This is a genomic window from Sporolactobacillus sp. THM19-2, from assembly GCF_004153195.1.
Taxonomy (GTDB): domain Bacteria; phylum Bacillota; class Bacilli; order Bacillales; family Sporolactobacillaceae; genus Sporolactobacillus.
Map to the genome: position 1 here is coordinate 22,869 of NZ_SEMC01000009.1, position 13,583 is coordinate 36,451.

The 13,583-nt window shown below is 46.0% G+C and carries 12 protein-coding genes; 8 read left to right on the plus strand and 4 right to left on the minus strand.

The annotated features are described in order from the left end of the window. Positions 1–114 precede the first annotated feature (114 nt). The 3 genes from EWH91_RS08640 to EWH91_RS08650 are packed head-to-tail and all read right to left on the minus strand — an operon-like array spanning position 115 to position 3,080. Positions 115–651 (minus strand): hypothetical protein, encoded by a 537-nt coding sequence (locus tag EWH91_RS08640; protein WP_129929642.1) that lies wholly within the window; start codon positions 649–651, stop codon positions 115–117. 15 nt (positions 652–666) lie between these two features. Continuing rightward, positions 667–1,833 carry a chorismate synthase gene (gene aroC, locus EWH91_RS08645; protein WP_129929643.1) on the minus strand — a complete coding sequence of 389 codons (1,167 nt, stop codon included), beginning with the start codon at positions 1,831–1,833 and terminating at the stop codon, positions 667–669. Between the two features lie 35 nt (positions 1,834–1,868). After that, complete coding sequence (locus tag EWH91_RS08650) at positions 1,869–3,080, minus strand: MFS transporter (RefSeq protein ID WP_129929644.1); 1,212 nt, start codon at positions 3,078–3,080, stop codon at positions 1,869–1,871. 473 nt (positions 3,081–3,553) lie between these two features. Here EWH91_RS08650 and nagZ point away from each other — a divergent pair, with 473 nt between their 5' ends. Both nagZ and EWH91_RS08660 read left to right on the plus strand, forming a co-directional pair. Next, a complete protein-coding gene (gene nagZ, locus EWH91_RS08655) occupies positions 3,554–5,248 on the plus strand; it encodes a beta-N-acetylhexosaminidase (protein ID WP_165364283.1) in 1,695 nt (564 codons plus the stop codon). A 253-nt stretch (positions 5,249–5,501) separates the two neighbouring features. Continuing rightward, complete coding sequence (locus EWH91_RS08660; RefSeq protein WP_483315830.1) at positions 5,502–6,203, plus strand: YczE/YyaS/YitT family protein; 702 nt, start codon at positions 5,502–5,504, stop codon at positions 6,201–6,203. A 59-nt stretch (positions 6,204–6,262) separates the two neighbouring features. Here EWH91_RS08660 and EWH91_RS08665 read toward each other — a convergent pair whose 3' ends face one another. Continuing rightward, entirely contained in the window at positions 6,263–6,583 is a 321-nt protein-coding gene (locus EWH91_RS08665) for a helix-turn-helix domain-containing protein (RefSeq protein ID WP_129929646.1), read from the minus strand. Between the two features lie 115 nt (positions 6,584–6,698). On the opposite strand from EWH91_RS08665, the gene EWH91_RS08670 reads away from it, so the two are divergent. From EWH91_RS08670 to EWH91_RS08695, 6 genes are all read left to right on the plus strand, one after another. Further along, a complete protein-coding gene (locus tag EWH91_RS08670; protein ID WP_129929647.1) occupies positions 6,699–7,688 on the plus strand; it encodes an asparaginase in 990 nt (329 codons plus the stop codon). 470 nt (positions 7,689–8,158) lie between these two features. Continuing rightward, positions 8,159–10,774 carry a sigma 54-interacting transcriptional regulator gene (locus tag EWH91_RS08675; protein WP_129929648.1) on the plus strand — a complete coding sequence of 872 codons (2,616 nt, stop codon included), beginning with the start codon at positions 8,159–8,161 and terminating at the stop codon, positions 10,772–10,774. 144 nt (positions 10,775–10,918) lie between these two features. Then, positions 10,919–11,341 carry a PTS sugar transporter subunit IIA gene (locus tag EWH91_RS08680; protein WP_129929649.1) on the plus strand — a complete coding sequence of 141 codons (423 nt, stop codon included), beginning with the start codon at positions 10,919–10,921 and terminating at the stop codon, positions 11,339–11,341. 21 nt (positions 11,342–11,362) lie between these two features. Next, positions 11,363–11,857, plus strand: a complete 495-nt coding sequence (locus EWH91_RS08685) for a PTS sugar transporter subunit IIB (RefSeq protein WP_129929650.1) — start codon at positions 11,363–11,365, stop codon at positions 11,855–11,857. An 18-nt stretch (positions 11,858–11,875) separates the two neighbouring features. Then, positions 11,876–12,688: a PTS sugar transporter subunit IIC gene (locus EWH91_RS08690; protein WP_129929651.1), complete on the plus strand. Its 813-nt coding sequence runs from the start codon at positions 11,876–11,878 to the stop codon at positions 12,686–12,688. Continuing rightward, positions 12,685–13,506, plus strand: coding sequence for a PTS system mannose/fructose/sorbose family transporter subunit IID (locus tag EWH91_RS08695; protein ID WP_129929652.1), 822 nt, complete (start codon positions 12,685–12,687; stop codon positions 13,504–13,506). Before EWH91_RS08690 ends, EWH91_RS08695 begins: the two co-directional genes overlap by 4 nt. The last annotated feature ends 77 nt before the right edge of the window (positions 13,507–13,583 follow it).

Below are 13,583 nucleotides of genomic sequence, written 5' to 3' on the forward strand. Positions count from 1 at the left end.
ACAGATCCGTTTCACAGGGCCTGCACGTAAAGAAAGTATAAAATTTTGCGAAATAAAGGTTCAGAAAAACCCGGGCTCCGGCGGCACCCGCACACCCGGTCCGCGCGTCTGTCCTTAAAGGATTTCATAGACACACCAGACCATATCCGGCGTCCAGGTCTGTTCAATGCTTTCATCCGGATCCAGCCGGACAATCCGGAGGCTGGTGATCACATAGCGGGCTTTTTCTCTGCGGTACATCTGATAAGCCAGGTACTTGCTGTCTGCATACCGGATCTCACAGTCTGACGCAGTGTCGCCGAGATAGTGCCTGAGCAGAGTTGTCGTTGCCGGATGCGTGCAGGCGATCCCGTTTGAAGCCCCATTCCGACGGACCAGGACAAGCGGATTCAGCGGATGACGGAAACAGGCCACAAGCCTCAGCCCCCTCAGATGGCTGTAATGAAAGTCCGCCCAGTCGATATGATCACGAAAGGATTTGTAGGCGGCGGGCATGATCAGAAAATCGCTGCGGTAATCGGTCAGATGATGCGTAATGTCTTCGAAACAGTCATGCAGGACAATCTTTCCGGCTGTCTGCCTTTTTTTCAGATAATGATAGGCGGCGCTGCTGCTGTCTGTTTCCTCAGGCCCCAGAGTATGAATAATCAAGAGAGAAGGTCCCCCTTAATAGTTTTTCAGTTCATCACAGTAATCATGATACTGGCGCTTCAGTCGCGCCAGGCTGCTTGAATCAAAGGTATCCAGAATGGCTCTGCACAGTTCGATGGCGACAACAGATTCGATGACAAGGGAGGCCGGGACAATCGCCGTGACGTCAGAGCGTTCGATGCTCGCTTTATGTTCTTCTTTCGTATCGATCGACACACTGTGCAGCGGTTTATACAGTGTCGGGATCGGCTTCATCACGGCGTTAACGATCAGCGGCATACCGTTTGTCATGCCCCCTTCAAATCCGCCGAGGTGATTGCTCTTTCTGTACCAGCCCCGGTCTTCATTCCAGTAGATCGGGTCCATGACCTGACTGCCCGGCCTGGATCCTGCATCAAAACCGGCTCCGAATGAGACCCCTTTCATGGCGTTGATCCCCACCACTGCCGCTGCAATTTTCGCATCCAGTTTCTCATTCCAGCTGGTATAGCTGCCGAGTCCGGCAGGGACATGTTGTGCGACGACCCGGATGATGCCGCCAAGTGTATCTCCTTCTTTTTTTGTCTTGTCGATCAGGTTGTGGATGGGAGCGACTTTTTCCTGATCAACAATCCTCAGATCGTTCTTGCTGATTTCTTCTTCAATCTGTTCAGGGGACAAAAGGTGATCGGTATCCGCTTCAATCGGTCCCACCTGCCGCACGTAGCCGGCAATTTCAATACCCAGCTGATGCAGCAGCTGGATACAGAGCGCACCGATGGCCACCCGCATCGCCGTTTCTCTGGCTGAGGATCGTTCGAGTACATTTCGCAGATCGCGGTGTCCGTATTTCATCCCGCCGACCAGATCGGCATGACCGGGCCTGGGGTTCTTCACTTCCCGCATCGCAACCGCCGGATCAGGCTGTCCGACTGGTTTCATGACTTCACCCCAGTGTTTGTGGTCGATATTGGCAATTTTCAGCGTAATCGGGGAACCGAGGGTCACGCCATGCCGCATGCCTGATGTGATCCTGACTTCGTCTTTTTCAATTTTCTGCCGGTAGCCGCGGCCATAACCGGTCTGCCTGTCCCGTAATTTACGATTGATCTGCCCGACAGACACATGAAGGCCGGCAGGGAAACCTTCAATCACGCCGGTCAGTTCCGGCCCGTGTGATTCTCCTGCAGTGAAATAGATCATGGTAACCTTCCCTTTCTGAATTTAATAAGTAAAAATCAAGCATGACTCGATTGTGTTTTTGCCTTTTCGCCGGCAGCTGAAAGTAATCTTTGTCCGATAATCCAAATCGTAAAGGATACAAGGGCAATAAGGAGGTCCGCCCGCAGAGCCGCGGCCGTACTGATATTTGACAGCATACCGGTGAAAATCGGAACGGTGAACGAGGCGAGGCTGCCAAAGGAAAAATAAATCCCGGTAACGCGCCCTTTAGCCTGCGGAAACAGGGAAATAAAGATATTCAGTCCGATCTGCATGACACCGCCGGCAGCGGTCACACCGAAAATAAACGAACCGATGCTGACCAGCAGCGGCTGTGTTGAAAAACAGACAATGAACAGGGTCAGAAGGGACAGACCGTTCAATCCGACGATCAGGTTCATATCCTGAATCAGCCTCTTCTTCATTATAGTGAAGATCAAAAGAACCCCGGTGATTGAACCCACGCTGTACAGAGAGAGCATAAAATGGGCGCTCATGTTGCTCATATGCAGGATGTCTGTTCCATAAATCGTAATCCACTGAGTGAACAGGATCATGGTGGCCATAGAGGTGTATCCATAAATGGAAAGGATAATCATTAATCCGATTTTCCGTCCGGACAGATTCTGCCCGGCAATCAGGTGATGATTGGCTGATTTATCCGGCTTTGACTGTCTGGGAAAGGGCGTCCGCATGATCAGAAGAAAATTGATCACCAGAATGGTGCCTGCAAAGATAAAACTCAGTCCGTACCAGCCGCCCAGGTTTTCATTCAGTCCGATAAATATAGGAAGAACAAATTCTCCGACAGACATGGCTGCCTTAATCAGAATATTTGCTGCGCCATTCCGGCTGTCCATTTCCAGAAATGTCGGGTAAGTACCTGAATCAAGAGCGGAATTGGCGACACCGGCTAGAATAGCAAGCAGGTAGGCTACCCTGAAATCCGTCGTGACGATCATACCGATGAAGAAGATAAAGTAGCTCAGCATGCCAAGGTATACAAAATTTTTTCTTCCATAACGGTCTGACAGACTGCCGAGAAGATAATAGGCCAGAAGCCGGCCGATACCGACCCCGGAAATGACATACGACACGGTGGCGAGCGGTGTGCCCCATTCGCCGCTCAGGGCTTTCATATTCTGTGTGAGAATGAGCAGCCCGATTCCATGAACAAAGTAATTAAGGTAGAGCGTGAAACTGAGTCTGATTTTATTAGATCGTGACACGTGCGGCTGCACTCCTTCTGAAAAATAAAATAGCCAGTCAGATCAATAGATCCGACTGGCCGGTGATTGCGATTCACGAAAGAAAGAGAGATTACAGATGATGGTGGCGGCCAGTCAGATCGGATTTTACGTATCCTGCTGGTTCACCATTATAGCTTCCAGCTTCAGATACAAACGTTTTTACCCGTCCGTATCCGAAGTGGACACGAACGCTATCTAAAGTAATAGAAGCTATAATAGCCGATCTGGCCCTTAAACCACCGTTTCGTCATCATCATGGATCCCTTCGATTGGATTAGATTTCATTTAATCACTTCAGACGGCATTTGTCAATCTCTTATTTAAATTTTATACTCTTAAAGGTATACTAAAGTCTGTAACTATTGACCGGACCTGACCAGACAGATAGAAAAAAATGCATCATGAGCTCAAGATCTGGTGTCATGTTGCCTGAAACAGAGGGGTTAGAATTGTTGAATCACAGATTAATGAAGATCATTTTCGGTGTGTTCCTGGCACTGCTTCTTTTAGGCCTGTCCCTGTTTTTCCTGATTAATGGAAACCCGTCGAAAGAGACGCATAATGCAGCGGCTTCACAAGGTAAAGCGTCCAGTAAGAAACAAGGTTCAGATCAACTGATTGACCGGATTTTTACTCTGGCGGATAAAGGACAGACGCTCCATATCCCTTTTACGGCAGGAAAAACAGACATCGAGGACGTCAGAGGGGCCTGGGGCAGTCCGGATTCATCAACGAAAACAGATCATGGACAGTATGAGACCTATCCGGACAGAAACGGTGTGATCGTGCATCAGAATCAGAGTGTTTATGATATCCGGTCGTATGATCCACAGGTTCGCTCGCTGCGAATCAGTCAGATAAAAAAAAGTAAGGGTCATCCGGATGAGGTGAAATTTTTTAAGCATGAGGGAGCCGATCAGGTCATTCTGATCTACCATCTTCATGGGCGTGTTGATTTGAAGTGGGTGGCACCGCGCCCGACGGACAGGCAGTCTGACCCGCATATCGACTATCTTTCCGTATATACGGATCCGAACCGTCTCATTGATCCGGAGCGTCCTGAAGCGATCCTTTCAAAAATGAGTCTGGATGAGAAAATCGGACAGATGATTATCGCCGGCGTTTCGGGAACTTCACTCGACGCCAAGACCCGTGGCCTGATCAGGCAAAATAAAATTGGCGGATTCATTTTTTACGCGCCAAACCTGGTCAATCCGGACCAGAGCGTCAAACTATTAAATCAGATCAAAAAGGAAAATGAGGGGAATCGTCTTCCTCTGCTGCTCAGTCTGGATCAGGAAGGCGGTCGGGTGGAGAGACTGCCCGGTCTGGAAAATACATTAGCGGCTCTGAGAATCGGGGCAACCGGACAGCCGCAGCTTGCCCGGCAGAATGCCTCCATCATCGGACTGGCGGATAAATCTTTTGGATTCAATCTTGATTTTGCCCCGGTTGTCGATGTCAACAGCAATCCTGACAATCCAGTCATTGGAGATCGCTCGTTCAGTAGTGACCCGCAGACGGCCGCGGCATTCGGTACTCAGGCGGTGAAAGGTCTGATGGATCAGAAAGTGATTCCGGTGATCAAGCATTTCCCGGGTCATGGGGATACCTCTGTTGATTCACACCTTGCCCTGCCTGTCGTAAATAAAAATATGTCCGAACTGAAACAGCTGGAACTGATTCCTTTTGAACAGGCGATAAAAGATGGGGCGGACGTTGTCATGGTGGCACACATCCTGCTTCCGAAACTGGATAAAACCTATCCTGCTTCTATGTCCGATCGGGTGATGACAGATCTTCTCAGAAATCAGCTTCACTTTAATGGCGTGATTGTGACTGATGATATGACAATGAAAGCCATAACGAATCAGTATTCACTCGGGCCGGCGGCGGTCCAGTCTGTGAAAGCAGGAGCCGATCTTGTTCTTGTCGGTCATGATTATACACAGGCGAGAGAAGCGATATCTGCGATAAAAGCAGCTGTGCAGAATGGAGAAATTTCTGAAGGCCAACTCAATGCCAGCGTCACACGGATCATTAAATTAAAGAAAAAGTATCAGCTGACTGACGAAATGACAGGGAACGTTCCGCTTAATGAACTGAACCGGGAAATCCGCGATTTTAATCGAAAACTCGCGCATTAAAGTGAAACGTCAATCAGTGGGGGTTCTCAGGCGCACAGGACGTGCTCGTGCAGGTGTTTCCGACAGGACCTCCTCTTTTTTAGTCTGCGTCATCATCACTGAACCCATCGGGCGGCTGCGGGCAGTGATCCCCCACCCGGGGTCAGTTCGTTTACCCTCATGACTTTGAGGTGGGAGTCTTACTGCCCGTTCAAGTGGGTAAAGGTATAGAGTGAGCTGTTAATTTAACGAAAAACTGTTTAAAGAAGGTATTGTGTTGCAAACGCATCAGAGTCAAACTGGTCCACTGAAAATGAATCAAAGTCTGACCTACTTTTCTATTTCCATCTTTTTTAATGCCCTTGGAAATGCCCTGACGGTCGCCCTGAATCTTGGAAGTGCTTTATGGACAGCCTCCTCGGTCAACATCACCCAGTGGACAGGAATTCACCTGGATATCATCCTGTTTTTAACCGGGGCCGCCGTAGTCGTTGTCAATACCCTGATCGTTGGAAAAATAGACTGGCACCGGATCATTGGCAACATCATTTTCATGTTTCCGTTCAGTTTCCTGGTGGATGCGTTCAGCTATGTTCTAGTGAATCTGGGGATCATGCACCTGCCCCTGCTGCTTCGCATTGTCCTGGATCTGGCAGGAATCTGCCTTATCGCAGCAGGCATCTCCATTTACCAGCGGGTTAATCTGGTGCTTCATCCCTGTGATGATCTGATGCAGATTATTCGATTTAAGTACTTTAAAGGCAGCGCCGCCATAGCCCAGCTTGTGACGTTCATGCCGCCGGTACTTATCATTCTCCTCAGCTGGGCCATAACCGGAAAGATTTACGCCATCAATATCGGTACCGTTTTCGCCCTGCTGTTTCAGGGCGCACTGGTTGGCCTTTTTGACAGGACAATTTTCCCTTCCCTGAAACACCAGCATCTGTCCACTGATCCGTCACATATACGGAACTGAGAAGGCATCATCCGGTTTCTAAAAAAGCGGTTATTCGCCTGACAGCGGGTAGATTGGTTTCATGGTAACCTGCGTTTTACTTTAATAAAGGCAATCACCTCTTTTTGCTCTTCTTCGGTTAACGTCCTGCCATCAATAAATAAGCGGCCGTGCGCCTTCTCAGGCTGATCAAGATAGAAGTCCGGGAAAAAATGTCGATCCACTAATTGATCCAGGGAAATGGAGAAAAAATCAGCTATTTTGATCAATGCGTCGACGGGCGGCTGTCGATAGCCGGTTTCGTAGCTGGCGTATGTACTTTTAGCGATTCCGAGAGCATCTGCCATGTTCTGAATCGTTAATTTTTTTTGCTTTCTCAAAGTAATTAATTGCTTAAGCATAAGTCTACCTCCCCCGCCAGTTTAACCGGCAGTACACACTAAGTAAACAAATCATTGAAAATAAGGGGTAAAAAGTTATAATAATTGTATCATTTCTACAAGACGGGGAATTTCCATGAAAAGAATATTAGTTGCAGCAACTGGTGGAACGATTTCGTCAACACCGCATCAGGATGGGCTGGCGCCTGGACTGAGTATCAATCAGATGGCGCACTATTTTGAACATAAGCAGGATGTAGCCGTTGATTTTCATGTGCTGATGAATAAGGACAGTACGAATATGCAGCCAGAAGACTGGCTGGCCATCGCCCGGTTTATTCATGAAAATCAGGACCGCTATGACAGTTTTATCATCACGCATGGAACGGATACCATGGCTTACACGGCGTCAGCACTATCCTATTTATTATATAATCTGCAGAAAACCGTTGTTCTTACAGGATCTCAGGTCCCGGTCAGTTTCAGACGCACGGACGCCAAAAAGAATATTAAAGATGCCCTGACGTTTGCAAAGCGTGCGAATCTTCCCGGGGTCTACATTGTCTTTGATGGGAAAGCGATACTCGGCACACGGGCGGTTAAAATGCGAACGAAAAGTTATGATGCGTTTGAAAGCATCAATTATCCATACATCGCAACTATTGACGGTGAGAGGCTTCGAATCGATTTCAGACCGAAATCGCAGGTTTCTGTATTCCCCCGGCATTTCGGGATTTGTCCGGATGTGTTCCTGCTGAAGGTATTTCCGGGCCTGTCACCTGTATTTTTTGATTTTCTCGAAACACATGTGAAGGGACTAATCATTGAAAGCTTCGGTAATGGAGGCTTATCTTTTGAAAACAGGAATCTGACAGCGGGCGTGAAGAGGCTGGTGCAGAAGGGCATTCCGGTCATCATCACAACGCAGTGCCTTGAAGAGGGTCAGAACATGGAACTCTATGAGGTCGGTAAACGTGTAGCGGATGCCGGCGGAATAACTGCCGGAGACATGAATACAGAAGCCGTTGTCACGAAGCTCATGTGGGTGCTCGCACAGACGTCCGACCCTGCAGTTGTTAAACAAATGATGCAAACGCCAATAGCGCATGATCTGGATGATATATGATGTTTTACTGACAGCGATTAAGTTTTCAATGTACACTATTCGGCCTGTGCTGATCATCACATGATTCATTCTTTTCTTTCAGTCTGCGGAGGAAGGCAGACAGAATCCTATACACAAACCACTAGCCCATGTCCTGATCAATGAATTAAAATTTCTTCTGGATAATTAAACATCTAAAATAAGTTACTCTTAATCCAAATCTTTATTGGGCGATCATCGAGGTACCTGACCTATCTGACTCCGACTTTAAAAAACAATCAAACCGTCTGCTGGCCTTTTTGCTTCAAATTCTGCGTGTTCATGCGGTTCGGAACCTGCGCGTAGCAGCATTCATGGATTCATCAGCCTACGGTACCACCATCGATTCAACATGCATTTACCACTTCAACCTAATCTGTCTAAAATATAATAGACACATTTCCACATCTGTTTTAAGATACTCTTTAGACAGATTGGGAAGAGGAGATAAAATGAAGAAAACTGCCAAAGATAAAGTCTTTGTGGCTGTCAAGCAGCTGACGCAGACTCAAGAAGCGGTCACAGCCCAGGAGATTGCAGATGAATTGGCTATTTCCCGCCAGAATGCCAGTCATTATCTTTCACGCCTGATGAAAGACGGTAAGCTGAAAAGGTTGAAGGGTAAACCGGTATTGTGGAAAGTCAGTGAAAGTGCTGATCCGCCACGGGCTGAAGAAGCCATTGCGGATTTCTCCGAAATCGTGGGTTATGATGGCAGCTTAAAAGAAGTCATTCAGCAATGTATTTCGGCCGTTAAATATCCGCCTCATGGTTTGAGTATTCTGATCAATGGGGAAACCGGTGTGGGGAAAAGCTTCCTGGCCCAAAAAATCTATGAGTATGCCAAGGAAGAACAGGTGGTCACAGAAAATGCGCCGTTTATCATCCTGAACTGTGCTGACTATGCTGATAATCCTGAACTGCTTTCAGCTACTTTATTTGGGTATAAAAAAGGGGCTTTTACTGGTGCGGAGAAAGATACACCGGGACTTCTGGCCAATGCCGATAACGGCTATCTTTTTCTGGACGAGATTCATCGACTCTCCAATGAGAACCAGGAAAAACTATTTTTATTTATGGATTCGGGACAATATCGCCCTTTAGGTGAAAATAGCAAGTGGTCACATGCCAACGTACGTTTTATTTTTGCGACCACCGAAAAAAGTGAAGATTTCCTTTTAGACACATTTGCCCGCCGTATCCAGATCAATGTAGAACTGCCGGCATTTTACGACCGGCCATTAGGAGAAAAAATTGAACTGATCCAGCTTTTTTTTCAAAACGAAGCCTTGGTGCTGAATCGAGATATTTTGGTGTCCAAAAAGGTTTTGTCTTTATTATTGAGTCATTCGTTCAGCGGTAATATCGGTCGCTTGAAAAATGTAATCAAGATCAGCTGTGCCAGTGTTTATAGTTGCCAGACTGGCAAACAGCTGTTAGTCAGCGAGCAAGAGATTGCTCAGCAGCTAGACACTTTGACAAATGTCGAAGAGAACTTGCCGATAGAAGACCTGTTGATCAAAGCTGATGATCATATCCATCTGCAGAGGTTGCAACTTGTTGACTATGATCAAACGCTCGCCCGTATTAGTGAATGGATCGTCAATGGTAATTTGACAGACAACATCACCAAGGTGCAAAGGGAAGTCCAACAATTGATGCATACTATTGAACAAAATACGTTGTTGTCTAAAGCCCAGAGGTTGACCGCCAATATGTATCGAAGACTTTGGAGTCAAATCCTGATTAAAAAGTATGGGTTAATCACCAGCGGACCGACTGCCCAGATCAGCAGCCAACTTTATGCCAGTCAGTTCAGCAGTAAAATCGACTTGGGCCAGGCGATCCGTATTTTACGGAGAACTTATCCGCGAACCGCTTACGTCACCGATCAGTTTATCAGCCAACTGCCTCATCTATCAAAAAGCGAGCGGCAGATTCTGCAGATGCTGGTACTGGTGGTTTTATTGGATTATGTCGATGAGACCATCGAATTGAAAGGCTTGCTGTTAGCTCACGGTGACAGTACCGCGAGTTCCATCCAGGGGGTGGTTAACCAACTGTGTGGAAATTATATTTTTGAAGCCCTGGACATGCCTGTGGAAAGCAATATTTCTGAGATTGTGGAGCGCACCAAAGCTTTTGTCAATAAACAGGTCTATACTGACAGTCTGGTGTTGATCGTGGATATGGGTTCTTTGAACCAGATCTATACGCAGATCAAAAATGATCTGAAAGGCGAGTTGTTGCTGATTAACAATTTGACGACTTCGATCGCACTGGATATCGGGTTGAAGATGTCCAATAATTCTCCCTTTAACCGGATCGCCGAAGATGCATCGAAAAAATATTCCATTAATGTGCAGTACTTTGAAGGCTTCGCACCAACCAGTAACATTATCATTTCTTGTATGTCAGGTATTGGTATCTCCGATAAGCTGCGAGAGATCTTCAGTAATCATCTGGACAGTAATCGTATCAAAGTCTTCACTAAAGAATATCGGGAATTGCGTTCCTTAATCGATCAAAATGACGAGGACTATTTTGACAAAACCAAACTAGTCATCACGACTTCTGATTTACCAAAATCCTTCACTATCCCGAATGTAAATATTTACAATATTCTGGATGGTGAGGGCAATCGTTATCTGGAAAATACCTTGAGTCAGGAGATGACTCATCAGGAATATCTGGAGTTAATCCAGGAACTGGTGAAATTCCTCTCTCTGGAAGGCGTGGCCGACCGGCTGACTTTTCTGAACCCGGCCGTCGTCATGGGCGAAGTCGAAACGATAATCTCCAAATATGAAACCTACTATCACATTACCTTGAATGGTAAAGTGAAATTGAACTTGTATATGCACACAGCTTTGATGATGGAACGGCTCTTTTTAGCCCGCACCGGAAAAGCCGAAGAACCCGTTCATGAGATGTCACCGGAAGAAGATGAATTTTATTACGTTTCCCGCAGCATCTTCCAGCCCATGGAAATGAAATACAACTTTAAAGTCAATGCCTATGAGCTGTCGCTGCTTTACGAATTAATAGGTCCTTTTATCAAACGCTGAAGTGTTTAAAAAAGTGTCTGATTTCCAGTTTGGAAAATCAGACACTTTTTTTATGGGCTGGAAAGGCTGATGTGATAAGCACTTTGAAAGTTGGCACGGATCTTGCTTGATAGAAAAGTGAAAACATAGAAAGGAAGAATGGTGATGAAAAGAATACTCATTGCGACTCATGGCCGTTTAGCAGATGGCATGCTGAACAGTATCGAACTTTTAGCCGGTACCACCAAGGGCATTGCCACGATTAATGCTTATACGAATGACACAAATTTGGATGCTGAACTGGAAAAATTTATTGACAGTCTCGCTGCCGATGATCAGTTGTTCGTTTTCACCGATCTTTATGGAGGCAGTGTCAATCAGAAAGTGACCAAAACGTTCCTGGAGCACAAGATTCCTGTGACAATTATCACCGGTTTCAACTTTCCAATCATTCTGGAGATCTTGCTGAGTGGAGATGATCTGACTCAAGAAAAAGTTGCCGAGTTAGTCGACAAATGCCGTCTTGAATTGAAAGTCAGTTTTTTAGCAGAAGCCCATGTAAAAGATGATGGAGAAGATTTTTTCTAATTTAATAAGGGGGAAAACAAAATGATTAAAGCAGTACGTATTGATGAACGGCTGATCCATGGACAGGTAGCGATGACCTGGACCAAGGCTTTGAATTTGACCGGTCTTGTGGTGGCAAGTGACGAAGCTGCCGGGAACGATATTCAAAAAATGACCTTGAAAATGGCAGCACCATCTCATGTCAAAAGCATTATTAAAACGGTAGACGGTGCGATCCAACTGTTAAAGGATCCCCGTGCCAGCAAGATGAAGCTGATGGTTCTGGTACCAACTGTAAAAGATGCGGTCAAAGTAGCCAAAGCTTTCCCTGATCAAATTGAAATGATGAATGTGGGCAATGCCGGAAAAATGACACCGCCTTCACCAGATAAGAAAATGTTAACTAAAGAAGTGATGTTGACACCAGATGAGATCGAGGCATTGAAAAAGTTGGTCGAACTGTATCCAGATACTTTTTTCCAGGGTACTCCAGCAATGGAAAAACGGTCGGCTAAATCTGTATTGAACGATTTATAAAAAAGGAGATGGAAATAAATGTATGATGCTCTTGTCGTTGCCTTTGCGGTCTTTGTCGGTGTTGCAGGGCATGAACTGTTTGGGATGGCCATGCTCAGCCGTCCGATCGTTGTTGCACCGTTAGCCGGCTTGCTGCTAGGTGATATTCAGACCGGCTTGATTGTTGGTGCCTCCCTTGAAGCAATTTTTATGGGGGTCGTGAATATTGGGATCTCCAGTACTGCCGAACCTTCATTGGCGGCTGGTTTAGCTACTGTTTTTTCAATCAAAATGGGCGGGAATATCGATGCGGTGATTCCGCTCGTCTTTCCATTAGCGGTTTTAGGATTGCAGCTGATGAATATGATCTTTTCATTTGTTTGTGGACCAATGGCTGCGAAATTCTTTAGATTTGCGAAAGAAGATAATCAAAAAGGAATCATCAGCCTGCATTTTTTCATGTGGTTCATCCATTATGCATTATATGCCTTAATCCCATTTTTTGCCGTCCTGTTCGGTGCTGATGTAGTGGAATCGGTGTTAAACAATATTCCGAAAGTGATCATGAACGGGTTGACAGTTGCCGGAAACTTACTGCCGGCTGTCGGGATGGCGATGCTATTACAAATGCTTTGGAGTAAAAAAATTGCAGTCTGGTTCTTCGCAGGTGCAGTGCTCATGGCTTACTTTAAATTGCCGCTGATCTCGATTGCTGTTATTGGTGCGATTATTGCAATCGTAATGGCACAGCGTGATCTTCAGTTGAAGAAAATGCAAACAGCCCCTCAAGCAAACACAATGACAGCAGGTACACGTGCAACCGATAACGAAGAGGAGGATTTCTTCAAATGAAACTAGGCCAACAAATTTCCAAAGAAGAAAAAAAGTTAGTACGTAAAATGTTCTGGCGTTCCATGACCATGTATGTGTCGGTGAATCCGGTAACGATGGGCGGCGGTGGTTTCGCCTACTCTATGATGCCGTTTATCAATCATTTTTATAAAGATAAAAAAGACCGGGCAGCTGCGTTAGAACGACACTGTCAATACTTCTCAACCACAATCCCATTTTCGTCATTCATCATGGGGACCGCAGCCTCAATGGAAAAAGAAAATTCCAAACAACCAGGCTTTGACGTGGGAAGTATCAACGCTATCAAGACCAGTTTGATGGGACCGTTGGCCGGGATTGGGGATTCCTTGTTTTGGGGTGTCTGGCGTGTCGTATGTGCAGGCCTAGCCATTAACCTGGCGCATGCCGGCAATATCTTTGCCCCAATCATCTTTTTGATTATGTTCAATATCCCAAACTATTTGTGTCGTTATTATGGCGGGATCTTAGGCTATTCACTGGGTTCTAAATATATCCAAAAACTGTATGCTAACGGTTGGATCGAGATTTTGACTAAAGCGGCCAGTGTTCTAGGCTTGATCATGGTTGGTGCTATGACCATCAGCATGGTGAAATTTGATACGATCTTGTCTTTCTCTATGGATGGTAAAGAGATTCTGAATGTCCAGAAAATCTTAGACAGTATCTTCAAAGGGATTGTGCCATTACTGGTTTCATTGGGTTGCTTCAAATTGTTACAGAAAAAAGTTGGCGTGATCAAACTTATCTTCGGCATAGTCATTTTAGGCATTGTTCTGTCTTTATTGAGAATCGCATGAAAAAGAACTGCAGCAATCCTCTGATGGTCTTGCTGCAGTTTTTAGTCCTTTTAGGTGTAAGCGAAAGGAAGTGAACA

Bases quoted from the DNA above. Each gene is read 5' to 3' on its own strand.
- EWH91_RS08670 (WP_129929647.1), top strand. From the start codon at position 6,699: ATGAAAAGAATATTAGTTGCAGCAACTGGTGGAACGATTTCGTCAACA.
- EWH91_RS08665 (WP_129929646.1), bottom strand. From the start codon at position 6,583: ATGCTTAAGCAATTAATTACTTTGAGAAAGCAAAAAAAATTAACGATT.
- EWH91_RS08690 (WP_129929651.1), top strand. From the start codon at position 11,876: ATGTATGATGCTCTTGTCGTTGCCTTTGCGGTCTTTGTCGGTGTTGCA.
- EWH91_RS08675 (WP_129929648.1), top strand. From the start codon at position 8,159: ATGAAGAAAACTGCCAAAGATAAAGTCTTTGTGGCTGTCAAGCAGCTG.
- aroC (WP_129929643.1), bottom strand. From the start codon at position 1,833: ATGATCTATTTCACTGCAGGAGAATCACACGGGCCGGAACTGACCGGC.
- EWH91_RS08695 (WP_129929652.1), top strand. From the start codon at position 12,685: ATGAAACTAGGCCAACAAATTTCCAAAGAAGAAAAAAAGTTAGTACGT.
- EWH91_RS08680 (WP_129929649.1), top strand. From the start codon at position 10,919: ATGAAAAGAATACTCATTGCGACTCATGGCCGTTTAGCAGATGGCATG.
- EWH91_RS08685 (WP_129929650.1), top strand. From the start codon at position 11,363: ATGATTAAAGCAGTACGTATTGATGAACGGCTGATCCATGGACAGGTA.